This is a genomic window from Rathayibacter sp. AY1E3, assembly GCF_002932235.1.
Taxonomy (GTDB): Bacteria; Actinomycetota; Actinomycetes; order Actinomycetales; family Microbacteriaceae; genus Rathayibacter.
On record NZ_PSVN01000009.1, the window covers coordinates 21784 to 47004 of the forward strand.

A 25221-nucleotide genomic window follows, 5' to 3' on the forward strand; every position below is an offset into this window, starting at 1 on the left:
GGATCTCCATCGCCCCATTATCGCCCGTGCGGACGGCGCCGATGACCGTTCCGCCCGGGGCGGACGGCGCCGGCGTCAGCCGATGCGTCCCGGGCGCCCCTCGCCGTCGACCACGTCGCCGCCCGCCGCGGCCCAGGCGGTCATGCCGGCGTCGACGTTGGCGACCTCGTAGCCGGCGCCGTCGAGGGCCTGCGTCACCATCGCGGAGCGGACTCCGGAGTGGCAGACCACCAGGATCGCCGTGTCGGCCGGGAGCTCGTCCTGCCGGGCGCCGATCTCCCCCATCGGGATGTGGTGGGCGGCCGGAGCATGCCCCGCCGCCCACTCGTGCGGCTCCCGGACGTCGAGCAGCCAGACCTCGTCGCGCTCGACGAGTCCGACGGCGTCGGCCGCCGTGACCTGTGCGTAGTCGGCCACGGCTCAGCCCTGCACGGCCGGCGCGGCCGGCGCGGTCGCCTTCGCCCGGGCCGACTCCACACGCTTGTCGTGCTTGGAGATCTCGGGCTCCCGGCTGCGCAGCTGGGCGTACAGCGGCGCCGCGACGAAGATCGTCGAGTACGTGCCGACGATGATGCCGATCAGCAGGGCGAGCGAGATGTCGCGGAGCGTGCCCGCGCCGAGGACGAACGCACCGATCACGAGGATCGCGGCCACCGGGAGGGCGGCGACGATCGAGGTGTTGATGGAGCGCACGAGAGTCTGGTTCTCGGCCAGGTTCACCGTCTCGGAGAAGGTGCGGGTCGTGCTGCCGAGCGCCTCCACGGTGTTCTCGCGGATCTTGTCGAAGACCACGACCGTGTCGTAGAGCGAGTAGCCGAGGATCGTCAGCAGTCCGATCACCGCCGCCGGCGACACCTCGGTGCCGGTGATGCCGTAGACGCCCGCCACGATCACGAGGTCGTGCAGGAGCGCGACGATCGCCGCGAGCGACATCTTCCAGGTGCGGAAGTACGCCCACATGGCCAGGGCCGCGAGGACCACGAAGATCACCAGGCCGCGCAGGGCCTGCTGGGTCACGTCGTTGCCCCACGCCGCTCCGATGAAGGAGGAGGCGACCTGGTCGGTGGGCACGTCGTAGGCCTCCGACAGGGCGTTCCGCACCGCGGTCGACTCGTCGGTCGAGAGCTGGCCGGTCTGCACGCGGATGGAGTCGTCGCCGACGATGGACACGCGCGGCACGGTCTCCGGAGCGACCGAGGTGACCGCGTCCGTCGCCGTCGCCTGCTCGAGGCTCGACGGCGAGGACACCGTGAACTGCGAGCCGCCGGTGAACTCGATGCCGAAGTTGAAGCCGCCGCGGGCGACCGTACCGAGCAGCGTGATCAGGATCAGGGCGAGCGAGACGAGGTACCACGTGCGGCGCCGGCCGACGAAGTCGATCGATCGCGCACCGGTGTAGAGGTCGTTTCCGAACTGCGAGAAGCTGGCCATCACGCGTCCTTCCCGTTCGAGTCGTTGGAGTCGCGCAGGCCGGCCGCCTCTGCGGCCTTCCGCTCGGCGATTGTCTGGCGCTTGGCCGCCTCGCGGGACGCGGAGGCGCGCTTGCCGGCGACCACCTGGTCCTGCGGACGGAAGGCGGCACGGCCGCGGTAGACGGCCCCGAGCGCCCGGGGATCCAGGCCCGACGCCTTGTGCCCCTCGGCGAAGAACGGTCTCGTGGCCATCAGCTGCAGGATCGGGTGGGTGAACAGCGCCACCACGATCAGGTCGATGATCGTCGTGATCCCGAGGGTGAGCGCGAAGCCGCGGACACTGCCGACGGCGAGGAGGAAGAGGACCACCGCGGCGAGCAGGTTCACCATGTCGGACGCGAAGATCGTGCGCAGCGCGCGCCGCCAGCCGGACTCGACGGCGGACTCGAGGCCGCGTCCGTCGCGCAGTTCGTCGCGGATGCGCTCGAAGTACACGATGAACGAGTCGGCCGTGATGCCGATCGCGACGATGAGACCCGCGACTCCTGCGAGCGAGAGGCGCAGTCCCTCCCGCCAGGACAGCAGCGTGACGACGAGGTATGTGACGATCGCCGCGACGAGCAGCGAGGCGATCGTGACGGCCCCGAGCACGCGGTACTGCGCGATGGAGTAGACGATGACGAGGATCAGGCCGATGAGGCCGGCGAGCAGGCCGCTGGCGAGCTGGGCGGAGCCGAGCGTCGCCGAGATGCTGTCCGAGCTCTGGACCTGGAAGCCGATCGGCAGCGCGCCGTACTTGAGCTGGTCGGCGAGCGTCTTCGACGACTCCTGGGTGAAGGAGCCCGAGATCTGCGCGTTGCCGTCGGTGATGGCGGCGTTCGTCGACGGGGCCGAGATGACCCGGCCGTCGAGGACGATCGCGAACTGGTTCTGCGCACCCTGCAGCGCCACGAGGCGCGAGGTCACGTCGCCGAAGGCCTGCGTGCCCTGGTCGTCGAACGAGAGGTTGACGGCCCAGGTGCCGGTGCTGGCGCCGGAGGAGGTCGTCATCAGGCCGTTCGAGGCGTCCGAGATGTCCTCGCCGGTGATCTCCACCGGGCCGAGGACGTACTTCACCGTCCCGCTGTCGTCGCAGGTGATGAGCGGCTGGTCGGCCGGGGCGAGGTTCGGGTCCTGGCCGTTGAGGAACGCGCAGTCGAACGAGGTGTACTGGGCCTCGAGCGCCGGCGTGAGGTAGGCGAGGTCGCTCGCGTTCGTCGGCGAGGCGGTCGGCTCCGTCGCGAGCGACGGGTCGACGGGCGTCGGCGTGGGCGAGGACGTAGCGTCGCCGCCGACCGAGCTGTTGGTGGCCTGGCTCGCGACGAGGACCGGGCGGAAGTCGAGCTTCGCCGAGGCCTCGATGCGCTGGAGCGTCTCGTCGTCGGGCGTGCCCGGGATCGAGACGACGATGTTGCTCGAGCCCTGGGTCGTGATCTCGGCCTCGGAGACGCCGGACGCGTCGATGCGCTGGCGGATGATCGAGACGGCCTGCGTCAGCTGCTCCGACGAGACGGTGTCGCCGTCGTTCAGCTGCGGCTGCAGGACGATCTGCGTGCCGCCCTCGAGGTCGAGGGCGAGCTTCGGCGTCCAGGAGCCGCCGCCCCAGAGGACGGCCGCCGTGTTGAGTCCGACGAGAGCGAGGATCAGGACACCGAGCCAGCTCAGGGAGCGGCGGGCCTTCCGGACGGGGGTTGATGCGGCCACCCAGGGCTCAGCTTTCTCTTCGGTCGACGGTGATCGGCCCGGGGTCGCCCGGGCGTGGAGAAGGGCGGGCGGGCGCCGATGCGCCCGGCCCGACCAGGAGACTACTGCGCGTCGGGGCGGCGGTCGCGCTCGACCGGGTCCACCAGCGGGTCGCGGTGCGCGGAGTCGCGCTCGCCGAACTCGGGCGAGCCGGTCGCGGTCAGCGGGTCGGCCTCGTCCTCGGTGTCGACGGCGACGGCGTTCTCGCTCGGGTCGATGAGGCGGGCGATCGCCTGACGGTGGATGGTCAGCAGCGTGCCGGGGGTCGACTCGATGACGATCTTGTTCGCCTCGTCGTCGATCGACACGACGGTGCCGAAGAGGCCGGAGCCGGTCATGAGCTCCACCCCCGGCTGGAGGTTGTTCTTCATGCTCTCCGCGTCGCGCTGGCGCTTCTTGTTGTTGCGGAACATGAAGATGATCATCACGGCGAGCAGCAGGACGAGCAGGATGATCGTCGGATCCATGGGTGGGCCTTCCGGAGTGGATGGGCGATCCGCCGCACGGCCTCAGGTCGAGGCGGAGCGGATCGAGCGGCCCGTCGGGCCTAGAGAATCATAGATCATCGGGGAACAGGGGCGGCTGAGCCGCCGTCCCCCGGGGGTCGATGCCGAAGTGGCGGTAGGCGGCGGGGGTCGCCACGCGGCCGCGCGGCGTCCGGGTCAGCAATCCGATCCGCACGAGGAACGGCTCGACGACGGCCTCGACCGTCTCCGCCTCCTCCCCCACCGACACGGCGAGGGTGTTCAGGCCGACCGGCCCGCCGTCGAAGCGGGTCAGCACGATCTCCATCACCGCGCGGTCGAGCCGGTCGAGTCCGAGCGCGTCGACGTCGTAGAGCTCCAGCGCCGCGCGGACGGCGGTCACGTCGGCCCGTCCGCCGTGGACCAGGGCGAAGTCCCGCACCCGCCGGAGCAGGCGGTTGGCGATGCGCGGGGTGCCTCGGCAGCGGCCGGCGATCTCGGCGATCGCGTCCGCGTCGATGTCGAGCTCGAGCAGCCGTGCCGCCCGGGCGAGCACCTGCCGCAGCTCGTCCTCCGCGTAGAACTCGAGGTGCGCGGTGAAGCCGAAGCGGTCGCGGAGCGGATTGGGCAGCAGGCCGGAGCGGGTCGTGGCGCCGACGAGCGTGAACGGGGCGAGATCCAGCGGGACGGACGTCGCTCCCGCCCCCTTGCCGACCATGATGTCGATCCGGAAGTCCTCCATCGCGAGGTAGAGCATCTCCTCCGCGGAGCGCGCCATGCGGTGGATCTCGTCGATGAAGAGGATCTCGCCGGGCAGCAGCGAGGAGAGGACGGCGGCGAGGTCGCCCGCGTGCTGGATCGCGGGGCCGCTGGAGAGCCGCAGGGGCGAGGAGCTCTCCTCCGCCACGATCATCGCGAGGGTCGTCTTGCCGAGACCGGGCGGGCCCGCCAGCAGGATGTGGTCCGGGGTCCGGCCCTGCATGGCCGCGGCCTTGAGCAGCAGCTCGAGCTGGCCGCGCACCTTGCGCTGGCCGACGAACTCGCTGAGGTTCCTGGGCCGCAGGGCGCCCTCGAAGGCGACCTCGGCCTCCGATGCGACCTCGGCGCCCAGCACCTCGTCGCTCACGAGCGGGCCGCCGGACCGAGGCGGGCGAGGGCGAGCCGGAGCAGCGCCTGCACGTTCGCGGCGTCGGACGCCTGCGCGTCGAGCAGGATCTCGTCGACCACATCGGCCGCGGTGCGCTCGGGCCAGCCCAGGCCGACGAGCGCCGCGAGCACGTTCTGCGCGGCGGTGGCGGCGGGACCGGAGCCGCGGGCGGCGCGCGGACGGACGGTCACCTTGCCGGCGAGCGACAGGATGATCAGCTTGGCCGTCTTCGGGCCGATGCCGCTGACCTTCCGGAACACCCCGTCGTCCTCGTCGGCGACCGCCTGCGCGATCCGGTCCGGCTCGACCGCGCCGAGCACGCCGAGGGCGGACTTCGGGCCGACGCCGGTCACGCCGATCAGCAGCTCGAAGATCTCAAGCTGCTCCTCGTCGGGGAAGCCGTAGAGGGTGAGCGAGTCCTCGCGGACGACGAGCACGGTGCTGACCGTGGTCTCGTCGCCGACGCGCATCTCGAGCGCGTGCTGCGGGGTCACGTTCACCGCGTAGCCAACGCCGTGGACGTCGAGGACGGCGAGACTCCCGCGGGCGGAGAGGACGGTGCCGCGGAGGGAGGAGATCACCGCGTCAGTCTAGATGCTCGAACAGGCGTTCGACTCGCGGCCTCGGCGGCGCGCCACGCCCGCTGCGCTGCTGTGCCGCCCGCCGCTCCGTCGGCACCGGCTCCCGCCGACCCGGAGGACGGCGTGAGAGGCGCCCGCCAGGCGTGGCAGACGGCCAGGGCGAGGGCGTCGGCCGCGTCGGCCGGCCGCGGCGGGGCGTCGAGCCGGAGGACGCGCTGGATCATCGCGGTGACCTGGCGCTTGTCCGCGGCTCCGTAGCCGGTGACGGCGGCCTTCACCTCGCTCGGCGTGTGCATCCCGACCGGGAGCCCGCGCCGGGCCGCCGCGACGAGGGCGACGCCGCTGATCTGCGCGATGCCCATCACGGTGCTGACGTTGTTCTGCGCGAAGACCCGCTCGATCGCGACGGCGTCGGGGCGGTGCTCGTCGAGCAGCGCCTCGAGCCCGTCGCCCAGGGCCAGCAGGCGGCGCTCCAGCGCGTCGTCGGGCGGTGTCCGGAGGACCGTCACGTGCACGAGGGTCGCGTGGCGGTCGCGCGAGACGTCGACGATGCCGACGCCGCAGCGGGTGAGCCCGGGGTCGATCCCGAGGACGCGCATCAGGCCGCCCTCCGGGATCGGGCCGGGCTCACCGCGTCACTCCTCGTTCTCGAGCTCGGCGCGCACCTCTGCCGTGATGTCGAGGTTGGTGTAGACGTTCTGCACGTCGTCCGAGTCCTCGAGCGCGTCGATCAGGCGGAAGACCTTGCGGGCCGTCTCGGCGTCGGCCTCGACCTGGAGGGAGGCGACGAACTCGATGTCGGCGGAGTCGTAGTCGATGCCCGCCTCCTGCAGGGCCGAGCGGGCCGGGACGAGCTCGCTCGGCTCGACGCGGACCTCGAAGCTCTCGCCGTGGTCGAGCACGTCGTCGACACCGAAGTCGAGGACCGCGCCGAGCACGTCGTCCTCGGTGACGCTCTCTCCGTGGGGCACGGAGATGACGCCCTTGCGCGCGAAGTTGTACGCGACGCTGCCCGGGTCGGCCATGGTGCCGCCGTTGCGGGTCATCGCGGTGCGGACGTCCGCCGCGGCGCGGTTCTTGTTGTCGGTGAGGCACTCGACGAGCAGGGCGATGCCGTTGGGGCCGTAGGCCTCGTACATGATCGTCGTGTAGTCGATGACCTCGCCGGTGAGGCCGGCACCGCGCTTGATCGCGCGGTCGATGTTGTCGTTCGGCACCGAGGTCTTCTTCGCCTTCTGCACGGCGTCGACGAGCGTCGGGTTGCCGGAGAGGTCGGCGCCGCCGATCTTGGCGGCCACCTCGATGTTCTTGATCAGCTTGGCGAAGGACTTCGCGCGGCGCGAGTCCTTGATCGCCTTCTGGTGCTTGGTCGTGGCCCACTTGGAATGCCCGGACACGGTGCTCCCTCGGAAATCTCGTTGCGTGCGGCCCCCGAGGGCGCCGCTGATGGCAGGGGCCAGTCTATTCGAGAGCCGGTCCGCGCCCGTCTCGGCCCGAGCACCGAGCCTTCCGCGCCCGTCTCGCCGGCGACGAGCCGCCGTCTCGGCAGCCCCCACACCGCCGAACCAGTGATCCGCGTGCCAGCGGATCGCTGTAGGCGGACGCGACCCGCTCCACCCGCCCCGCCAACTCCGAGAGCCGACCGCGGCGAGCCGGGCAGGGACCGGCTCGCCACAAGCACAGCCGAACCAGTGATCCGCGTGCCAGCGGATCGCTGTAGGCGAACGCGACCCGCTCCACCCACCCAGCCACCCCCGAGAGCCGACCGCGGCGAGCCGGGCAGGGACCGGCTCGCTACTTGATCAGCCGCGACAGCAGCCGGTCGGCGAGGATCCTGCCGTCGGTCTGGCAGGTGGGGCAGTACTGGAGCGTGGAGTCGTGGAAGACCACCTGGCGGATCGTGTCGCCGCAGACGGGGCACGCCTCTCCTGTGCGGCCGTGGACGCGCATGCCGAGCTTCTTCTCGCGCTTGAGGTCGGCCGCGTGCAGGCCCTCGGCGCGGGCGAGCGCCTCCTCGAGTGTGTAGCGGAGGGCCGCGTAGAGGCGGTCCAGCTCGTCGGCGGTGAGCGCGGCGGGCTTGAAGGGCGACATGCGCGCCACGTGGAGGATCTCGTCGGAGTAGGCGTTGCCGATGCCGGCGATGCGGGACTGGTCGCGGAGGACGCCCTTCACCTGCGCCCTGCCCGCCGTGGCGAGGATCGCGCCGAGGATCTCCTCGGTGAACTCCGGGTCCAGCGGATCGGGACCCAGCCGGGCGACGCCCGGGACGTCGAGCGGATCGGCGACGATCGAGAGCGCGAGGCTCTTCTTGGTGCCGGCCTCCGTCACGTCGAACCCCGACCCGTCGTCGAGGACGAGCCGCGCGGCGAGCGGTCCCCGGCCGGGCTTCGCCGGCGCCGTCGGCCGCTCGGGCCGCCAGCGGACCCAGCCGGCGCGGGCGAGGTGCAGGAGGACGTGGGCCTCGCCGACTGCGATGTCGAGGAACTTGCCGTGCCGCGATACTCCGTGGACGGTCTCGCCGGACAGAGCCGACGGCGGGATGGCGACGGTCTTGAGCGCGGAGATCGCGAACACGTCGAGCCGCTCGAGGACGCGTCCGCCCAGGCGCGCGTCGAGATCGAGGGCGAGGGCCTGGACCTCGGGGAGTTCGGGCATGCGACCACCCTGGCCCGCGGGTCCCGCACCGTCCACCCCTGGCGGAGGGGACGGCAGCGGGTCAGTCGCCGAAGCGCGTCGCCGCGACCTTCCGCAGGAACAGCTCGTGGAACCGGTAGTCGCCGGTGATCTCGGGATGGAACGCCGTCCCGAGGAGGTTGCCCTGCTCGACCGCGACCACCCGCCCGTCGGCGACACTGGCGAGCGCGGTCGCCCGCTCGCCCAGCTCCTCCACGACCGGTGCGCGGATGAAGACCGCGTGCACCGGCGGATCGCCGATGGCCGGCACGTCGAGATCGGTCTCGAAGGAGTCGAGCTGGTTGCCGAACGCGTTCCTCCGGACCGACACGTCCAGGCCGCCGAAGCTGCTCTGGCCGTCGGTGCGGTCGAGGACCCGGTCGGCGAGCATGATCAGCCCGGCGCAGGTCCCGTAGACGGGCATCCCCGCACCGATCGCCTCGACGACCGGCTCCGCGAGGCCGAAGAGGCGCGACAGCTTGTCCATCACCGTGGACTCGCCGCCCGGGATGACCAGCCCCGCGACGGTGGCGAGCTCCTCCGGGCGTCGCACCAGCACCACCTCGGCGCCCAGCTCGCGCAGGACGTGCGCGTGCTCGCGGAAGTCGCCCTGCAGCGCGAGGACCCCGACGCGGAGCCCCTCGAGGGACTCCCGCGTCGATCCTGCGCCGGCGAGCGGCGCGTCGGCGCTACCAGCCACGCTCGGCGAGGCGGTGCGGCGCGGGCACGTCGGCCACGTTGATGCCGACCATCGCCTCGCCCAGGCCGCGCGAGGCCTCCGCGACGACCTTCGCGTCGTCGAAGAAGGTGGTCGCCTTCACGATCGCGGCCGCGCGCTTGGCGGGCTCGCCCGACTTGAAGACGCCGGAGCCGACGAACACGCCGTCGGCGCCCAGCTGCATCATCAGCGCCGCGTCGGCCGGGGTCGCGACCCCGCCGGCGGTGAAGAGGACGACGGGGAGCTTGCCGGTCCGGGCGATCTCTACGACCAGGTCGTAGGGGGCCTGCAGCTCCTTCGCGGCGACGTAGAGCTCGTCCTTGGTCATCGCCTTCAGGCGGTTGACCTCGCCGGAGATCGTGCGGATGTGCTTGGTCGCCTCGGAGACGTCGCCGGTGCCGGCCTCGCCCTTCGAGCGGATCATCGCTGCGCCCTCGGTGATGCGGCGCAGCGCCTCGCCCAGGTTGGTCGCTCCGCAGACGAAGGGGACGGTGAAGTTCCACTTGTCGATGTGGTTCACGTAGTCGGCGGGCGAGAGGACCTCGGACTCGTCGATGTAGTCGACGCCGAGCTCCTGCAGGATCTGCGCCTCGACGAAGTGGCCGATGCGCGCCTTCGCCATGACGGGGATCGACACGGCGGAGACGATGCCGTCGATCAGGTCGGGGTCGCTCATGCGTGCGACGCCGCCCTGCGAGCGGATGTCGGCGGGGACGCGCTCGAGCGCCATGACGGCGACCGCGCCGGCGTCCTCCGCGATGCGGGCCTGATCGGCGTCGACGACGTCCATGATGACGCCGCCCTTGAGCATCTCGGCGAGACCGCGCTTGACGCGGCTCGAGCCGAACTGCTCGGGAGCGGACGAGGACGGAGTGGTGGTGTCGGTCATGTTCGCGAGTCCTGTTCTGTGCGGCGACTTCCGCCGACGGCAGCTCCGAGTCTACGAGACGGCGCCCGCCGTCCGCGGCGCTGGACAGGGGGCCGGGCGGCGGTCTAGAGGCTCGGCCAGGCCGCCGCGAGGCTCGCCCGCACGTCGCCGAGCAGCTGCGGGAGCGCCTTCGTGCGGGCGATGATCGGGAAGAAGTTCGCGTCGGTCGCCCAGCGCGGAACCACGTGCTGGTGCAGGTGCGCGGCGATCCCCGCTCCCGCGACCGCGCCCTGGTTCATCCCGAGGTTGAAGCCGTCGTTGTTCGAGACCGAGCGGACGACGCGCATCGCCGTCTGCGTGAGCGCTCCGATCTCGGCCACTTCCTCGGGAGTGGCCTCGTCGTAGAGCGGGATGTGCCGGTACGGGCAGACCAGGAGGTGGCCGGAGTTGTACGGGAACAGGTTCAGCAGGACGTAGGCGTGCTCCCCGCGGGCGACGATGAGGGCCTCCTCGTCGCTCAGCGTCGGCGCCACGCAGAAGGGGCAGTCGTCGGCTCCGGGCTGCCCCTTCTGGATGTAGACCATCCGGTGCGGCGTCCACAGGCGCTGGAACTCGTCGGGAACCCCGGCGAGGTGCGCCGAGCCCTCCGCCCCCTCGGGCACGCAGCCGTCGCTCACGCTCAGACCTGCGCCTTCGAGGCGACGGCCTCGCGGATGCGCGCGACGGCGTCGGCGACCGGGATCCCGTTCTCCTGCGTGCCGTCGCGGAAGCGGAAGCTGACGGCTCCGGCGTCGCGGTCCTTCTCCCCCACGATCATCTGGAAGGGCACCTTCTGCAGCGTGGCGTTGCGGATCTTCTTCTGCATCCGGTCGCTGGAGTAGTCGATCTCGGCGCGGATGCCCGACCGCTTGAGCTCGCCGACGACCTCCTCGAGGTAGGGCAGGTACTCGTCGGCGATCGGGATGCCCACCACCTGGACCGGCGACAGCCAGACCGGGAACGCCCCGGCGTAGTGCTCGGTGAGGATCGCGAAGAAGCGCTCGATGGAGCCGAAGAGCGCGCGGTGGATCATCACGGGCCGCTTCTTCGAGCCGTCCGAGGCCGTGTACTCGAGCTCGAAGCGCTCGGGCTGGTTGAAGTCGAGCTGGATGGTCGACATCTGCCAGGTGCGGCCGATGGCGTCGCGCGCCTGCACCGAGATCTTCGGACCGTAGAACGCCGCTCCTCCCGGATCCGGCACCAGCTCGAGACCGGAGGCGACGGCGACCGCGCGCAGCGACTCGATCGCCTCCTCCCACTGCTCGGGCGCACCGACGAACTTCGGGTTGCCCTCCTCGTTCGTGGACAGCTCGAGGTAGAAGTCGTCGAGGCCGTAGTCGCGCAGCACCTGCAGCACGAACTCGAGGTTGCGGGTCAGCTCGGCCGACACGTCCTCCTGCGCGACGTAGATGTGGGCGTCGTCCTGGGTCAGGCCGCGCACGCGGGTGAGGCCCTGCAGGGTGCCGCTCTTCTCGTAGCGGTACACGGTGCCGAACTCGGCCAGGCGCAACGGGAGCTCGCGGTAGCTGCGGCCGCGCGAGCGGAAGATCAGGTTGTGGAACGGGCAGTTCATGGGCTTGAGGTAGTAGTCCTGGCCCTGGCGGGTGACGTTGCCGTCCTCGTCCTGCAGCTCGTCGAGGTGCATCGGGGGGAACATCCCCTCGGAGTACCACTGCAGGTGCCCGCTCGTGAGGAACAGGTCGCCCTTGGTGATGTGCGGCGTGTAGACGAGCTCGTAGTCGTGGGCGAGCAGCTGCTCGCGCATGTACTGCTCGATCTCGTAGCGGATGATCCCGCCCTTGGGGTGGAAGACCGCGAGGCCGGAGCCGATCTCGTCCGGGAAGGAGAACAGGTCGAGCTCGTGGCCGAGCTTGCGGTGGTCGCGGCGCGCCGCCTCCTCGAGGCGGGCCTGGTGCTCGCGCAGCTCGTCCTTCGTGGGCCACGCGGTGCCGTAGACGCGCTGCAGCTGCGGGTTCTTCTCCGAGCCGCGCCAGTAGGCGGCAGCGTTGCGGGTCAGGGCGTAGCCGTTGCCGATCATGCGGGTGTTGGGCAGATGCGGGCCGCGGCAGAGGTCCTTCCAGACCGTCTCGCCGGAACGCGGGTCGACGTTGTCGTAGATGGTGAGCTCGGCGCCGCCGACCTCGACGCTCTCGTCCTCGGCTCCCCCGCCCTTGATCCCGATCAGCTCGAGCTTGTAGGGCTCGCCGGCGAGCTCGGCGCGCGCCTCCTCCTCGGAGACGACGCGGCGCACGAACCGCTGGCCCTGGCGGACGATGCGGTCCATCGCCTTCTCGAGCGCCTTCATCGCCTCGGGCGTGAAGGGCTCCTCGACGTCGAAGTCGTAGTAGAAGCCGTCGGTGACGGGCGGGCCGATGCCCAGCTTCGCCTCCGGGTTGATCTGCTGCACCGCCTGCGCGAGCACGTGGGCCGCGGAGTGGCGGAGGATGTTCAGCCCGTCCGGCGAGGAGTTGAGCACCGGCTCGATGCGGTCGCCCGGCACGACGTCGGCGGCGAGGTCCTTGAGCTCCCCGTTGACGCGGATCGCGACCACGGCCCGGTCGGTGAAGTGCGTGAATCCCGTGCCCGCCTCGGTGACGACCGAGTGGGACTCGTTCTCTGCGGGATTCGACGGTTCGTTCGACACGTGCGGGCACTCCTCGGGCTCGGTTGACCCCTCGACTGTAGTCGGCGGCGGCCTCTACCCGAGCGCGTCGAGCACGCGGACGCCGAGCGCGCGCAGAGCGGAGGCGAGCTCGTCCCGGTCGGCGCCGAGGAGCACGAGCGAGCTGCGCTCGAGCTGGTGCAGGAGGACCTCCTCCAGGCCGGGCGGCAGGGAGTCCACGGCGAGCGCCCCCTCGAGTGCGGCGAGCACGGCGACGACGGCCACCGCGTCGCGTGCCGCGAGTCTGCGTGCGCTGATCTCCATGCGTCTCCGTCCGTGTCGTCCGACCCCGTCACCCTGCCGACAGGACGTGCCCCGGAGAGGGGCGCGGGGGCGACCGGTGCGCAATCCGTCCAGGTGGCATCCTGGTCCGATGGGTGCCGGTCCTGCGCTGCAGCGCTTCACGCGCTCCGGGGCCGACCTGGAGGAGGCGCGGCGCTTCTACTCGGACGGCTACGGCGGGTCGGGATTCCGGACGGAACCGGTCGAGCGGCCCTTCTCCTTCCGCTACGACGTCTCCGGGAGCGAGGGCGTGAGCCTGCGGACGTCTGTGTTCCGGGGCTCCGTGTCCGGGGGGCTGCGTCCGGCGGGCGAGTACGTCGTCTCGTGGTTCCTCTCCGGCACGAGCGTGGTGGACCCGGAGGGCGATCGGATCGTCCACCTGCCGGGGCGGCCGGTCGTGTTCCCCAGCGCGCGTCCGTTCGAGTTCGTCAGCCGCGACTTCCAGCAGCGGCTCGTGCACGTGGCCGCCGGCCTCCTCGAGCAGGTCGCGTCCGAGGCCGGCGACGGCGTGCCGCTGCCGCTCGTCTTCGACCACCGCTCGATCGCCTCCGCGTCGGCACTCCCGGGCTGGTGGCGGGCGGTCGACGACTTCGCGGGCGTCCTCCGGTCGGGCCGCGAGGCGACAGCGCTGCAGCTCGTGGCGGCCGAGCGCGGCGTCGCTCTGCACCTGCCCGCGACCTTCGCGCACCGGCCGGTCGTCGTTCCGGCGCAGGTGCTGCGGCCGGGGCTCGAGCACCTGCTGCGTGCCGCCGAGTTCCTGCACGCGTTCGCCGCGTCGCCCGTCACCGTGTCCGACATCGCGACAGCGGCGGGGCTCACTCCGCGGGCGCTGCAGGCCGCGTTCCGGAGGCACTTCGGCGACACTCCGCTCGGCTACCTGCGCGGCGTGCGTCTCGACCGGGCGCGCGTCGAGCTGCGCGAGGGCGCTCCGGGCGAGGAGACCGTGCGCGCCGTCTCCGCGCGCTGGGGCTTCCTCAACCAGGGCCGCTTCTCGGGGGCGTACCACCGCCGCTTCGGCGAGTACCCGGTGGAGACCCTGCGCCGCTGACGCTCAGGCGCCGGGAGCGAGATCGCGGGCGTAGCAGACCGAGTGCTCGGACCCGATGTAGGCGCCGAACGGCGGGATGGCGTGGTAGCCCTCCCGGAGGTAGAACCGCATCGCGTCGGGCTGGAGCGTCCCGGTCTCCAGCACCAGGCGCGTCGTGCCCAGAGCGGCCGCCCGCGCCTCGAGCGCGCGCAGGACGGCCGTGGCCGCTCCGGTGCCGCGGGCGGCGCGGTCGGCGAACATCCGCTTCACCTCGATCGCCCCCGGTCCAAGGACGTCGTCGTCGAGAGGCCGCAGTCCGCCGCAGGCCACCGCCGTGCCGCTCGCGTCGCGGGCGACGAGGAAGACGGGCACGTCGTCGGCCGAGGGCGGCGTGCCGGGCTCGTGGTCGTCGTTGCCGTAGCGCTCGTCGAGCTCGCACCGCTGCGCGTCGCGCAGACGCTCGGCGTCCGGGTGGGTCCACGCCACCTCGTCGATGGTCCAGCTCATGAGGGCTCCTCCCGGCCGCGCGGCGGGCACGGCCGAGGCCATTCTGCCGCGCCAGCCCCCTCCGGCCGGCCCGGTGGCAACCCCTTCCGCGCCGGACCGCAGCGGGCGTCGACTGGAGGCCCACCGACGAAAGGACTCACCGTGCTCTCCGACTCCCCCATCGGCCCCGTTCTGCTCTCCCGCGACCTCGCCGCCTCCCCCGCCTTCTACGCCGGCTCCCTGGGACTGGAGGTCCTCGAGGAGAGCGAGTCGGCGATCGCCTACTCCTGCGGCGGCACGCGGCTCACCGTCACCGCCAGCACCACGGGCTCGAAGGACGAGCAGACCAAGGCCGCCTGGCGGGTGGCCGACCTGCGCGCCGAGCTGGACGCGCTGGCGGCTCGGGGCGTGGCTCCGGAGGACTACGACAGCGACGAGCTGCGCACCGAGAACGGCGTGGCCGACCGCGGCAGCGTCTGGGCGTCCTGGATCCTCGATCCCGACGGGAACGCGCTCGGCATCGAGCAGCCCAAGAGCTGATCGGCGCCGCTCTAGACTCGCCCCATGCCCGACGACTCCGCTCCGCTGCCCGCGCCCGGGTGGTACCCGCATCCGGCCGACCTCGGCTCGGAGCTCTACTGGGACGGCGCGGCGTGGACGGACCGGTCCCGCCCGTCCTCCTCGGCGCCCGCTCCCGCCTACGGCACGCCCCCGGGCGCTCCGGAGCAGGAGCTGTACGCCTATCCGTCCGCCCCGTCCTCCGCGGCGGGCCGCAACCCCATGGCGATCGCGAGCCTCGTGCTCGGCGTCCTGAGCCTGCTGATCAATCCGCTGCTGATCCCCTCGATCCTCGCCGTCGTCTTCTCGGCGAAGGGCCGGGCGGCCGCACCGCTCGTCGGAGGCGGTCGCGGGCTCGCGACGGCCGGACTCGTCACCGGGATCCTCGGTCTGGTGTCGGGCGTCTTCACCATCGTCGGCAACCTCTCGGCCGGGGTCCCCGGCCTGACCGGCTGACCGGGGTGCCGCGGCCCTCGACGCCCCGATGACCGCGCGCCGGAGCGCTCCCTGGCTCCTCGTCGTGGCGGTCGCCCTGGTCGCGCTGGTCCTGCGCGGTCCGATCGTCGCCGTCGCGCCCATCATCGACGCGGTGCGCGAGGACCTCGCGCTGTCCGCGGGCCAGGCGGGGATCCTCACCAGCATCCCCGTGCTCTGCTTCGCCCTGGCGACTCCGCTCGCCCTCCTGGTGATCCGCCGCGCGGGACCCGACGCCGCCGTGACCGTCACGGTGATCGGAGTCGCGCTCGGCACGATCGTCCGATCGATCGGCGACGTGGGACCGGCCGTGGCGGGCACCATCCTGATCGGCGTCTCCATCACGATCGGCAACGTCGTCCTCCCCGTCGTGATCCGGCGGGACGTCGCTCCCGAGCGCGTCGACCTCACGACGGGCGTCTACACCGCGGCCCTCAACATCGGCTCGACGATCACCTCGCTCGGCACCGCTCCGCTCGCTCTAACCCTCGGCTGGCGAGGCGCCCTGCTCGTCTGGCTCGCCCTCAACGCCCTCGCTCTGGCCGGCTGGCTCGTGGCCGTGGGGCCTCGGGCGGCCCTGCGTCCGACTCCCCGCCCGTCCCGCGCCGACCGCGCACCGGCCGCACCGGCTCCGCGGATCTTCCGCAGCGCGACCGTGCTGGCGCTCGCGCTCTGCTTCTCGAGCCAGGCGTTCTCGTACTACGGAGTGACGGCGTGGCTCCCCTCGCTGCTCGTCGACCGCAACGGCTTCTCGATCGCGACCGCGGGCGCGAGCGCCTCGGTGTTCCAGCTCGCCGCGGTCGCCGGCGCCCTCGGCGTCCCGCTCCTGGTCCGGAGGCTCGGACCCCTGGGGAGCATCGTGCTCGTCGGCCTCCTCTGGTGCACAGTGCCGGCGGGGCTGCTGCTCGCCCCGCAGCTCTGGGCGCTCTGGTGCGTGCTGGGCGGCGCGGCCCAGGGCGGAGGATTCACGGTGGTCTTCGTGCTCGTCGTGCGGCTCTCCCGCTCCGACGCCCACGCGTCGCGGCTCTCGGCCACGGTGCAGGGCATCGGCTACGCCGTGGCCGCCACCGCCCCGACCGTCATCGGCTTCGCGCACGACGCGAGCGGCGGCTGGGAGGCTCCCCTGCTGACCGTCCTCGCCACGACCTGCTCCTTTCTCCTCTTCGGCACCCTCGCCGCCGCGCGCCAGCGCCGGGCCTGACCCGCGACACGACCGGCCGCGCCGTCAAGGGGGCCGTCCGACGACTGTCGGCCCCGTAGCGTGTCCGCATGGCCGAGCAGAGCACGACCCGCGAGAAGACAGCGCCCGATCCCGACGATTCCCGGAAGTCCGACGACGTCACCGACATCACCAAGCGCTCCTGGTTCTACGTCCTCAAGAAGACGGCCCGCGAGTTCGGCGCGGACCAGTGCACCGACCTCGCCGCCGCGCTCACCTACTACGCCGTGCTCGCGCTCTTCCCCGCCCTGCTCGCGATCGTGTCGGTGCTGGGGCTCTTCGGCCAGGCGCAGGCCACCACCGATCTGGTGCTCGACCTGATCGGGAACCTCGCGTCGAGCGAGGTCGTCGACCTGCTGCGCGACCCGATCCAGGCGCTGACCAGCTCCTCCGCCGCGGGTCTCGCCTTCGTGACCGGTGTCGTCGGAGCGATCTGGTCCGCCTCCGGCTACGTCGGCGCCTTCGGCCGCGCGATGAACCGCGTCTACCAGATCGACGAGGGGCGCCCCTTCTGGAAGCTCCGCCCGACGATGCTCGGCGTGACCGTGGTGACGGTCGTCCTGATCGTGATCGCGGCGCTCATCCTGGTGCTCAGCGGACCGGTCGCGACCGCCGTCGGCGACGTCGTGGGCCTCGGCCCCGCCGCCCTCACCGTGTGGAACATCGCGAAATGGCCGGTGCTCGTGGTCATCGCGATCGTGATCGTCGCGACCCTGTACTACTGGGCGCCCAACATCCGCCAGCCGAAGTTCCGCTGGATCAGCATCGGATCGATCGTCGCCCTGGCGATCTGGCTGATCGCCTCGACCGGCTTCGCGTTCTACGTGGCCAACTTCTCCAACTACAACAAGACCTACGGCTCGCTCGGCGCGGTGATCGTCTTCCTCCTCTGGATCTGGATCACCAACATCGCCCTGCTCTTCGGCGCGGAGTTCGACGCCGAGCTCGAGCGCGGACGCGAGCTGCAGGCGGGCATCGAGGCGGAGGAGACCATCCAGCTCCCCCCGCGCGACACCGCCGCGAGCGACAAGAAGGCGGCCGTGCACGAGAAGGACGTCCGCGACGGACGCTGGCTGCGCCTGGCGAGCGAGAACCGCAGCGACGAGGGCGCGGCCCAGGACGACGAGGCCGCGAAGAAGAAATGACTCAGGACTCGGACGACCAGAGCGCGCGGTAGTAGGCCGCGCGCTCGTCGTCCGGATCCGCTCCGTACTCCGCGAGGAGCAGCGGGGTGTGGCCGGGGCCGTAGTTCCAGCCGAGGCTGACCGCGGCGACCGCCAGATCCGCCCAGCGGTCGCCCACGCCCAGGTCGCCGACGTCGACCGTGCCGCTCCAGCGTCCGTCGTCGTCGACCAGCGTGTTCGGAGCGCACGCGTCGCCGTGCACCACGACGGGGTCCACGAGCTCCGGAGCCGCGCCGAGCGCCGACGGCCGGCGCGCGAACCAGGAGTCGCCGCGCAGCTCCTCGGGCACCGCGTCGACGGGGAGCGCGTGGACCGCCCGCAGGCCGGCCGCGATCGCGCGGACGGCCTCCTCCGGCCGGGCTGTCCACTTCGGATCGACGGCGCTCTGCCCGGGCAGCGGTGCGGTGAGGAGCCACTGCCCCTCCTCGTCCTCGCCCGCCTCCAGGATCCGGGGCGCGTCGATCCGCCCCTCCAGCCAGCGCAGACGCGCGATCTCGCGACGGAGGTCGACGCCCGTGGACCGGGGATTCCACTTCAGGTACCCGGCGTCCACGCGGAAGGTCAGCCCGTCGAGCTCGTTGCGCCAGACGAGCGCCGGATCGGTGCCGCCGTTCAGGCGCCTCGCCGGCGACGGGATCCGGACGCCGTCGAGCGAGAACTGCCGTGCGAGGTCCGGACCGCTCATGCCCCCAGGGTAGGCGCCCCGATCCTGAGAGGATCCGCATGCCGCGGACCGCGCCACCCGCCTCCTCCGAGCAGCGCGCCCTTACCCTGACGGGCGTGCCGGAGCAGCCGCCCGGCGCGATCCGGTGACGAGGGAGCCCCCGTGACGCAGAGCGACGACGACCGCGGGCCCGTGCAGCCCGACTTCTCGAAGGAGCAGGAGGGCTACCGTCCCGGGCTCAAGCCCCGGCAGCTGCAGATGATCGCCATCGGCGGCGCGATCGGCACCGGCCTCTTCCTCGGCGCGGGCGGCCGACTCGCCACCGCCGGTCCCTCGCTCGTCGTCGTGTACGCGGTCTGCGGCGTCTTCGCCTACCTGATCCTCCGCGCGCTCGGCGAGCTGGTCCTGCACCGGCCGAGCTCGGGCTCCTTCATCTCCTACGCCCGCGAGTTCCTGGGCGAGAAGGCCGCCTTCGTCGCCGGATGGATGTACTTCCTGAACTGGGCGATGACCGCGATCGCCGACGTCACCGCGGTGGCCCTGTACGTGAAGTACTGGTCGCTCTTCTCCTCCGTGCCCCAGTGGCTCCTCGCACTCATCGCCCTGGTCGTCGTGCTCTCGCTGAACCTCGTCTCGGTCAAGGTCTTCGGGGAGCTGGAGTTCTGGTTCGCGCTGATCAAGGTCACGGCGCTGGTGGTCTTCCTGGTGATCGGCGTCGTCGTGCTCGCCGCGGGCTGGCCGCTGCAGTCCGGCGGCGTCTCCGTGGACCCCGGGATCAGCCTCTGGAACGACAACGGCGGCATCCTGCCCGGCGGCCTGATCGCCAGCGTCCTGGTCGTCCAGGGCGTGGTGTTCGCCTACTCCGGAGTCGAGCTGGTCGGCACGGCGGCGGGCGAGACCGCGGAGCCGGCGAAGGTCATCCCGCGCGCCATCAACTCGGTCATCCTGCGCATCGCCGTCTTCTACGTCGGCTCGGTGCTGCTGCTGACACTGCTGCTGCCCTACACGGCCTACTCGAAGGGCGAGAGCCCGTTCGTCACGTTCTTCGGCTCGCTGGGCGACGGCTCCTCGGGCGAGATCGCCGGATCGATCATGAACTTCGTCGTGCTGACGGCCGCGCTCTCCAGCATCAACGCCGGGCTCTACTCGACCGGCCGCATCCTCCGCTCCATGGCGCTCAACGGCTCCGCCCCCGCCTTCACCGGCCGGATGAACAAGCAGGGCGTCCCCTACGGCGGCATCCTGCTCACGGCGAGCATCACCCTGATCGGGATCGTGCTGAACCTCTTCGTGCCGTCCGAGGCCTTCGAGATCGTCCTCAACGTCTCGGCGCTGGGCATCGTCACGGGCTGGGGCATGATCGTCCTCTGCCAGATGCAGCTGCAGCGCTGGGCGGCCCAGGGGCGCCTGGAGCGCCCGTCCTTCCGGATGCCCGGCTCCCCGGTGACCTCGTGGCTCACCCTGGCGTTCCTGGTGATCGTGGTGGTCCTCATCGCCGTCGACTTCCCGACCGGCACCTGGACCGTGGGGATCGTCGCGGTGGTCGGCGTGCCCGCCCTGATCGTGGGCTGGCACGTCGCGAAGCCGCGCATCCTGGCGATCGCGTCCGCCCGGGACGGCTTCACCGGCGCCCACCCCGTGATCGCCGCCCGTCCGGCCTCCGAGGCCAAGCGCGACGGGAACGAGCGGCGCCGCGAGTAGGGCGGGTCAGCGCCGGCGGAGGTAGCGCAGGAGCAGCGTGTCGCCGGCGCTGAGCACGTGCGCCAGGTGCTGCGGGCGCGGTCCGGGGACGTCGCCGCGGGCGAGCCTCCCGGAGTCCCCCGCCTCGAGCGTCGGAGCGACGGTCAGGCAGAGCTCGTCGACGGCGTCCGCGGCGAGGAGGGTCCCGAGCAGCGACGGACCGCCCTCGCAGTGGATCCTGCCGAGCCCCCGCTCCGCGAGCTGCGCCCGCATCCGCGTCGCGTCGAGCTCTGCGTCGCCGCAGACGAGCACGTCGGCGACCTCGGCGAGCTCCGCGCGGCGGCGGGCCGGCGAGGAGCCGGTGGTCACGACGATCGGGCGCACCGGCGCCTCGGTGAAGATCCGCGAGGCGGGATCGAGGTCGAGCGACCCCGAGACGATCGCGAAGACGGGCTGCGGGGCGAGCCCGGTGCCGAGCCGGGCCCGCACGGACTCGTCGCTCAGCACCATCGGACCGTAGCCCTCGGTCCGCACCGTGCCGGCCGCGACGAGCACGACGTCGGCGAGCCGGCGGAGCAGGTCGAACACGCGCAGGTCCGCCGCGCCCCCGAGATCGCCCGAGACGCCGTCGCGGGTGACCGCTCCGTCGACGCTCGCGACGAAGTTGACCCGGAGCCACTCCTCGCCCGCCCCGTCCGCGTAGAGGGCCAGCAGAGCCTCGTCGGACAGGTCCTGCCCGGCCGGCGACAGGCCGTCGATGCGGGCGCTCACGCCGCCGGCTCCACGTTGTGGCGGAGGAAGACGGGCGCCCGCCAGCCCAGCACCGCCTCCGTCATCCGCACGGCGTCCACCGCCTGGCGCACGTCGTGCATGCGCACGATCCGCGCACCGTTCAGGATGCAGATCACCGCGGCGGCGAGGGAGCCCTCGAGGCGCTCCCCCTGCGGCCGGTCCAGCGCCTCGCCGATGAAGTCCTTGTTGGAGACCGCGGCGAGCACCGGGAAGCCGAGCGCGGCCACCTCGCCCAGCCGGCGGGTGAGCTCGAGCGTGTGCAGGGTGTTCTTGTTCAGGTCGTGACCCGGATCGACGATGATCCTCCCGGCAGGCACTCCACCCGAGAGCGCGCGATCGACGCGGCTCCGCAGGTGGTCGACCACCGTCGCCACGACGTCGTCGTACTCGGGTCTCTCCGGCTCGCTGCGGGGGGCGCCCACGCTGTGGGTGATGACGAGCTGGGCGGAGGAGGAGGCGACGACCTCGAGCATCCGGGGGTCGTGCAGCCCGCTCGTGTCGTTGACGACGGAGGCGCCCGCGGCGATGCTCGCGCGCGCGACCTCGGCGCTCGTCGTGTCCACCGAGACGACCACGTCGCTCCGCTCCGCGATGCCCGCCACGACGGGGACCACCCGGTCGAGCTCCTCCTGGAGCGTGACGGCGGGGCCGCGGCCGAACGGCACTCCGCCGATGTCGACCCAGTCGGCGCCGAGCTCCGCGGCGCGCACGGCGGCCGCGATGGCGCTGTCCAGGGCGAAGGTGGAGCCCTTGTCGTAGAAGGAGTCGGGCGTGCGGTTCACGACCGCCATCACGGCCACCTGCCGCTCGAAGTCGAACTCTCGTCCGCCGATGTGCCGCGTGGTCATGGGCGCGTCCCTCCCGCTCGGAGCGCCGGGAGAAGGCCGGCGCCGCTCACCCTAGACGAGCGGAGTCGGCGGAGGCTGGAGCGGGCCGCCCTCGAGCAGCGCCTGGAAGAGGACGTGGTCCTGCCACTCCCCGGCGATCCGCAGGTAGCGCCGCGCGACGCCGATCCGCTCGAAGCCGTTGCGCTGCAGCACGGTCTGCGATCCGACGTTGTGGAGGAGCGTCCCGGCCTGCACGCGGTGCAGCCCCAGATCCTCACGCGCGGTGCGCAGGACGGCTCCGACCGCGCGGGTCATCACGCCGCGGCCCTTCAGACCGCTGTCGAGCCAGTAGCCGAGATCGCCGCTGTCGAAGGCGCCGCGGACGATGTTCGCGAGAGTCAGCCGACCGACGATCACGCCGCCCGCGTCGAGGACGAGCGGGAGGACGCTGCCGGCCCGGTGCGCGGCGAGCGCGTCCGCGACGGCGTCGGTCTGGCCCCCCGCCTCGAAGAAGCGGGTCGAGCGCGTCGGCTCCCAGGGCGCGAGGTGCCGGCGGTTGCGCCGGTACGCGGCGGCGAGGGCCGGTCCGTCGTCCCGCGAGACGAGCCGCAGGAGGGTGCCCTGGTCGTCGACGGGGATCGGGGCGGGCATCCTGCGAGGGTAGCGCCGGAGCCGGGAACGACAGAACCCCCGGCCAGGGGCCGGGGGTTCTCGTGGTGGGCGATACTGGGATCGAACCAGTGACCTCTTCCGTGTCAGGGAAGCGCGCTACCGCTGCGCCAATCGCCCGTTGCTCCGTGCGGAGCGCCTCGTTCGGTGAACGATCGAGGTGGATACGGGATTCGAACCCGTGTATACGGCTTTGCAGGCCGCTGCCTCGCCTCTCGGCCAATCCACCGTGTACGGGATTCGGTGTCGGCGGCCCGAGGGCCGACCAGGTGGGAGGCACCCGAGGGTGCCGTCCCGATGACGCCGGTCCGAGGACCGGTGTTCGAGCGGATGACGAGATTCGAACTCGCGACCCTCACCTTGGCAAGGTGATGCGCTACCGCTGCGCCACATCCGCATGTAGGTCGTACTGGTGTTGCCGTTTTGCGTGCCGTGCTGTCTTGCTGTCTGTCCGGCGCTTTCGCTGCCCGGCTCGACCTAGAAGAATGTATACGACAGCGGCGCCGGAATCCAAATCGAGCGGACGCCGATCCCGCCGCTCGGAGTCCGATCCGCGTCTTTCCGCGCGAAACCGGCTCGTCGCCGTCCGTTCACCCGGGCGTGGCGGGCGTCGGCGGTGCATCCGGGCCCCGCGGATCCGCTACGATCGTCTCTCGGGTCGTCCAGCACGTCCCCCTGGGCGATTGGCGCAGTTGGTAGCGCGCTTCCTTCACACGGAAGAGGTCATCGGTTCGAGTCCGGTATCGCCCACCCTCACCCCCGGTCCGTGCTCACGCACTCGGCCGGGGGTTCTCTCGTGCCGCCGCGGTCGTCCTCCGGCCTCGCAGCGCCCAGTCGAAGGAGCCGACCCGCGATGATGGGCCGCTCGCACGCCGTCTCCGGTGCGCTCGCCTGGGCCGTCGCCGCCTCCCTGCCCGCCGTCGCCGGGCCCCTCGGCCTCGCGGGTCTCCCACTGGACCTCCGGCTGGTCGGCCTCGGAGTCGCCGCCGGCTGGGCCCTGGTGCCCGACGCGGACCACGCGAGCGCGACCGTCTCCCGCTCGGCGCCGGGCGCCTCCCTGCTCACCGCGACCGCGGGCCGGATCAGCGGAGGGCACCGGCACGGGATGCACTCGCTGCTCGCGGTCGCCGTCGTCTGGTACCTGGTGCCGGTGCTCACGGCGCTGCGCTTCCCGGTGCCGGTCGTCGGCCCCGTCGCCGTGGCCGCCGTGCTCACGCTGCCCGCCCTCGCGTTCGCCGCGAAGGCCGTCCGGGCCGCCCCCTCCTGGCGCATCGCCTGGGCCGGGGCGACGGTCGTCACGGTCCTGCTCGTCGCGCTCGCTGACGGCACCTGGGCGTGGCTCCGGGTCGCCGCGACGCTGGGCTACCTCGTGCACGTGGCCGGCGACGCCCTCACGACCGGCGGGATCAACTGGCTGTGGCCGCTGCGCGTGCGCCTGCCGCGGCGCCTGCGCCGGACACCGCTGCGCCACGTCTGGACCACCGGCGGCTACGCCGCGCTGCCCGTCCTGGGCTCCGCCGGGTCCTGGCGCGAGACGGTCCTCTACTGGCTCATGTCCGCGGCGACGATCGTGCTCACCGCCTCGATGATCACGGCCGAGCTGCTGTAGCCCGGGGCGCCCTCCTCAGAAGACCTTCCCCGGGTTCATGATCCCCAGCGGGTCGAACACGGCCTTGATCCCGCGCTGGAGCGCCAGCGAGTCCTCGCCCAGCTCCTCCGCCAGCCAGCGCCGCTTGAGCAGTCCCACGCCGTGCTCGCCCGTGAGCGTGCCGCCGAGGGCCAGGGCCGTGCGGAAGAGCTCCGCGGCGGCGTCCCAGACGTCCTCCCCCACGGGTCCGTCCCCCGCGGGCAGCACGAAGTTCGGGTGGAGGTTCCCGTCCCCCGCGTGGGCGACGGTGGGGATGCTGAGCCCCGTCCGCTCCTCGATGCCGCGGATCGCCGCGAACATCGCCGGCAGCGCGGAGCGGGGCACGCAGACGTCCTCGATCAGCACGCGGCCCTCCGCCTCGAGCGCCGGGTGGAAGGCCCGGCGGACGGCCAGCAGAGCCTCGCCCTCGGCCGGGTCCTCGGTCGCCTCGGCGGCGCCCCCGGAGGCGGTCACGATCTCGAGGACGCGCTGCGACTCCTCCGCCGCTCCTCCGCCGTCCGTCTGGACGAGGAGGTAGGCGGCACCGCGGTCCAGGGCCGCTCCGGTGTAGCGCGAGATCGCGGCGAGCGCCGCCTCGTCCATCAGCTCCATCACCGCGGGACGGAGCCGCGCGGCGGTGATCGCGGCGGAGGCGGCGGCCGCGGCGACGACGCTCGGGAAGTACGCGCCGACCGTGACCACGCGGCCGGTCGGGATCGGGCGGAGCTTCACGGTGGCCTCCACGATGACGCCCAGCGTCCCCTCGGAGCCGGTCAGGAGCGCGGTGAGGTCGTACCCGGTGACTCCCTTCACGCTGCGGCGGCCGGTGCGGAGCAGGCGTCCGTCGGGGAGGACGACCGTCAACCCGAGCACCGCCTCGCGGGTCACGCCGTACTTGGCGCACAGCAGCCCCCCGGCGTTCGTCGCGATGTTGCCGCCGATGCTCGAGATCGCGCGGCTCGCGGGGTCGGGCGAGAAGACGAGGCCGTGCGGAGCGACGGCGTCCGACAGCGCCTGATTGATGACCCCGGGCTCGACCACCGCCAGCTCGTCCTCGAGCGACACCTCGAGGATGCGGTCCATGGCGGCGGTCGAGAGGACGAGCGCTCCCTCGCTCGCCACTCCCCCGGCAGCGAGGCCCGTTCCCGCTCCGCGCGGCACGACCGGGAGCCGGTGCTCCGTCGCTATGCGCAGCGCCGCCTGCACGTCCTCGACCGAGCGGGCAGCGACGAGCGCGAGCGCGCGACCCGGTGCGGAGAAGCCCGACTTGTCGGTGTGCACGGCCTCGAACCGGGGGCCCTCGGTCAGGACCGCGTCGCCGAGCGCGTCGCGCAGCTGTCGGAGGATCTCGTGGTCGTGCATGTTCACTCCGTGCGGTCGCGGGCG

27 protein-coding genes and 4 tRNA genes are annotated in these 25221 nt (G+C 72.3%); 8 read left to right on the plus strand and 23 right to left on the minus strand.

Annotation, left to right across the window (positions count from 1 at the left end):
* Window positions 1-75 precede the first annotated feature (75 nt).
* From C5C53_RS09105 to C5C53_RS09170, 14 genes are all read right to left on the minus strand, one after another.
* Entirely contained in the window at window positions 76-417 is a 342-nt protein-coding gene (locus C5C53_RS09105; protein ID WP_104224765.1) for a rhodanese-like domain-containing protein, read from the minus strand.
* Window positions 418-420: 3 nt separating this feature from the next.
* A complete protein-coding gene (secF, locus tag C5C53_RS09110) occupies window positions 421-1431 on the minus strand; it encodes a protein translocase subunit SecF (protein ID WP_104233316.1) in 1011 nt (336 codons plus the stop codon).
* Window positions 1431-3155, minus strand: coding sequence for a protein translocase subunit SecD (secD, locus tag C5C53_RS09115; RefSeq protein WP_104246772.1), 1725 nt, complete (start codon window positions 3153-3155; stop codon window positions 1431-1433). The genes secF and secD overlap by 1 nt, the downstream gene beginning before the upstream one ends.
* Window positions 3156-3256: 101 nt before the next feature.
* Complete coding sequence (gene yajC / locus C5C53_RS09120; protein ID WP_104224768.1) at window positions 3257-3661, minus strand: preprotein translocase subunit YajC; 405 nt, start codon at window positions 3659-3661, stop codon at window positions 3257-3259.
* 88 nt (window positions 3662-3749) lie between these two features.
* A complete protein-coding gene (gene ruvB / locus C5C53_RS09125; RefSeq protein WP_104224769.1) occupies window positions 3750-4784 on the minus strand; it encodes a Holliday junction branch migration DNA helicase RuvB in 1035 nt (344 codons plus the stop codon).
* Window positions 4781-5386: a Holliday junction branch migration protein RuvA gene (gene ruvA, locus C5C53_RS09130; RefSeq protein ID WP_104225337.1), complete on the minus strand. Its 606-nt coding sequence runs from the start codon at window positions 5384-5386 to the stop codon at window positions 4781-4783. Before ruvA ends, ruvB begins: the two co-directional genes overlap by 4 nt.
* Complete coding sequence (gene ruvC / locus C5C53_RS09135) at window positions 5383-5985, minus strand: crossover junction endodeoxyribonuclease RuvC (RefSeq protein ID WP_104224771.1); 603 nt, start codon at window positions 5983-5985, stop codon at window positions 5383-5385. Before ruvC ends, ruvA begins: the two co-directional genes overlap by 4 nt.
* Window positions 5986-6021: 36 nt before the next feature.
* Window positions 6022-6783 (minus strand): YebC/PmpR family DNA-binding transcriptional regulator, encoded by a 762-nt coding sequence (locus C5C53_RS09140; RefSeq protein ID WP_104224772.1) that lies wholly within the window; start codon window positions 6781-6783, stop codon window positions 6022-6024.
* Between the two features lie 397 nt (window positions 6784-7180).
* A complete protein-coding gene (locus C5C53_RS09145) occupies window positions 7181-8041 on the minus strand; it encodes an Fpg/Nei family DNA glycosylase (RefSeq protein ID WP_104267372.1) in 861 nt (286 codons plus the stop codon).
* Between the two features lie 61 nt (window positions 8042-8102).
* Window positions 8103-8675, minus strand: coding sequence for a pyridoxal 5'-phosphate synthase glutaminase subunit PdxT (gene pdxT, locus C5C53_RS09150; protein ID WP_374954339.1), 573 nt, complete (start codon window positions 8673-8675; stop codon window positions 8103-8105).
* A 73-nt stretch (window positions 8676-8748) separates the two neighbouring features.
* Window positions 8749-9666 carry a pyridoxal 5'-phosphate synthase lyase subunit PdxS gene (gene pdxS / locus C5C53_RS09155; protein ID WP_104224629.1) on the minus strand — a complete coding sequence of 306 codons (918 nt, stop codon included), beginning with the start codon at window positions 9664-9666 and terminating at the stop codon, window positions 8749-8751.
* Window positions 9667-9770: 104 nt separating this feature from the next.
* A complete protein-coding gene (locus C5C53_RS09160) occupies window positions 9771-10322 on the minus strand; it encodes an HIT domain-containing protein (RefSeq protein WP_244230646.1) in 552 nt (183 codons plus the stop codon).
* Between the two features lie 2 nt (window positions 10323-10324).
* Window positions 10325-12235 carry a threonine--tRNA ligase gene (gene thrS / locus C5C53_RS09165; RefSeq protein ID WP_258075404.1) on the minus strand — a complete coding sequence of 637 codons (1911 nt, stop codon included), beginning with the start codon at window positions 12233-12235 and terminating at the stop codon, window positions 10325-10327.
* A 147-nt stretch (window positions 12236-12382) separates the two neighbouring features.
* Window positions 12383-12610, minus strand: a complete 228-nt coding sequence (locus tag C5C53_RS09170; protein WP_104267375.1) for a hypothetical protein — start codon at window positions 12608-12610, stop codon at window positions 12383-12385.
* Between the two features lie 109 nt (window positions 12611-12719).
* Between C5C53_RS09170 and C5C53_RS17110 the strand changes: the two genes are divergently transcribed.
* On the plus strand, window positions 12720-13676 hold the full coding sequence (locus C5C53_RS17110) for an AraC family transcriptional regulator (protein ID WP_219813970.1): 957 nt from the start codon (window positions 12720-12722) through the stop codon (window positions 13674-13676).
* A 3-nt stretch (window positions 13677-13679) separates the two neighbouring features.
* Here C5C53_RS17110 and C5C53_RS09180 read toward each other — a convergent pair whose 3' ends face one another.
* Entirely contained in the window at window positions 13680-14162 is a 483-nt protein-coding gene (locus C5C53_RS09180) for a GNAT family N-acetyltransferase (protein WP_104225442.1), read from the minus strand.
* Window positions 14163-14303: 141 nt separating this feature from the next.
* On the opposite strand from C5C53_RS09180, the gene C5C53_RS09185 reads away from it, so the two are divergent.
* From C5C53_RS09185 to C5C53_RS09200, 4 genes are all read left to right on the plus strand, one after another.
* Complete coding sequence (locus tag C5C53_RS09185; protein WP_104267376.1) at window positions 14304-14681, plus strand: VOC family protein; 378 nt, start codon at window positions 14304-14306, stop codon at window positions 14679-14681.
* A gap of 24 nt (window positions 14682-14705) precedes the next feature.
* Window positions 14706-15155, plus strand: a complete 450-nt coding sequence (locus tag C5C53_RS09190) for a DUF2510 domain-containing protein (RefSeq protein ID WP_104267377.1) — start codon at window positions 14706-14708, stop codon at window positions 15153-15155.
* A 28-nt stretch (window positions 15156-15183) separates the two neighbouring features.
* A complete protein-coding gene (locus tag C5C53_RS09195; protein ID WP_104267378.1) occupies window positions 15184-16374 on the plus strand; it encodes a CynX/NimT family MFS transporter in 1191 nt (396 codons plus the stop codon).
* A 68-nt stretch (window positions 16375-16442) separates the two neighbouring features.
* Window positions 16443-17537 carry a YihY/virulence factor BrkB family protein gene (locus C5C53_RS09200; RefSeq protein WP_104267379.1) on the plus strand — a complete coding sequence of 365 codons (1095 nt, stop codon included), beginning with the start codon at window positions 16443-16445 and terminating at the stop codon, window positions 17535-17537.
* A gap of 1 nt (window position 17538) precedes the next feature.
* Here the strand turns inward: C5C53_RS09200 and C5C53_RS09205 are convergent, their stop codons facing one another.
* A complete protein-coding gene (locus C5C53_RS09205; protein ID WP_104267380.1) occupies window positions 17539-18261 on the minus strand; it encodes an aminoglycoside 3'-phosphotransferase in 723 nt (240 codons plus the stop codon).
* Window positions 18262-18402: 141 nt separating this feature from the next.
* On the opposite strand from C5C53_RS09205, the gene C5C53_RS09210 reads away from it, so the two are divergent.
* Window positions 18403-19941 carry an amino acid permease gene (locus C5C53_RS09210; protein ID WP_258060039.1) on the plus strand — a complete coding sequence of 513 codons (1539 nt, stop codon included), beginning with the start codon at window positions 18403-18405 and terminating at the stop codon, window positions 19939-19941.
* 6 nt (window positions 19942-19947) lie between these two features.
* On the opposite strand, the gene C5C53_RS09215 is transcribed toward C5C53_RS09210, so the two are convergent.
* The 6 genes from C5C53_RS09215 to C5C53_RS09240 all read right to left on the minus strand — a co-directional run bounded on the left by C5C53_RS09215 (window position 19948) and on the right by C5C53_RS09240 (window position 22605).
* Entirely contained in the window at window positions 19948-20691 is a 744-nt protein-coding gene (locus tag C5C53_RS09215) for a pyrimidine reductase family protein (RefSeq protein WP_104267381.1), read from the minus strand.
* Entirely contained in the window at window positions 20688-21560 is an 873-nt protein-coding gene (gene folP, locus C5C53_RS09220) for a dihydropteroate synthase (protein WP_104267382.1), read from the minus strand. Before folP ends, C5C53_RS09215 begins: the two co-directional genes overlap by 4 nt.
* Before the next feature lie 51 nt (window positions 21561-21611).
* Window positions 21612-22190: a GNAT family N-acetyltransferase gene (locus C5C53_RS09225; RefSeq protein ID WP_104267383.1), complete on the minus strand. Its 579-nt coding sequence runs from the start codon at window positions 22188-22190 to the stop codon at window positions 21612-21614.
* A gap of 63 nt (window positions 22191-22253) precedes the next feature.
* A tRNA-Val gene (locus tag C5C53_RS09230) sits at window positions 22254-22328 on the minus strand.
* A gap of 38 nt (window positions 22329-22366) precedes the next feature.
* Window positions 22367-22437: transfer RNA gene (locus C5C53_RS09235), tRNA-Cys, on the minus strand.
* Window positions 22438-22533: 96 nt separating this feature from the next.
* Window positions 22534-22605 (minus strand) — tRNA-Gly (locus tag C5C53_RS09240).
* A 280-nt stretch (window positions 22606-22885) separates the two neighbouring features.
* On the opposite strand from C5C53_RS09240, the gene C5C53_RS09245 reads away from it, so the two are divergent.
* Both C5C53_RS09245 and C5C53_RS09250 read left to right on the plus strand, forming a co-directional pair.
* Window positions 22886-22958, plus strand: a tRNA-Val gene (locus tag C5C53_RS09245).
* Between the two features lie 103 nt (window positions 22959-23061).
* A complete protein-coding gene (locus C5C53_RS09250) occupies window positions 23062-23817 on the plus strand; it encodes a metal-dependent hydrolase (protein WP_104267384.1) in 756 nt (251 codons plus the stop codon).
* A gap of 15 nt (window positions 23818-23832) precedes the next feature.
* On the opposite strand, the gene C5C53_RS09255 is transcribed toward C5C53_RS09250, so the two are convergent.
* Window positions 23833-25197: an FAD-binding oxidoreductase gene (locus C5C53_RS09255; protein WP_104267385.1), complete on the minus strand. Its 1365-nt coding sequence runs from the start codon at window positions 25195-25197 to the stop codon at window positions 23833-23835.
* Window positions 25198-25221 lie beyond the last annotated feature (24 nt).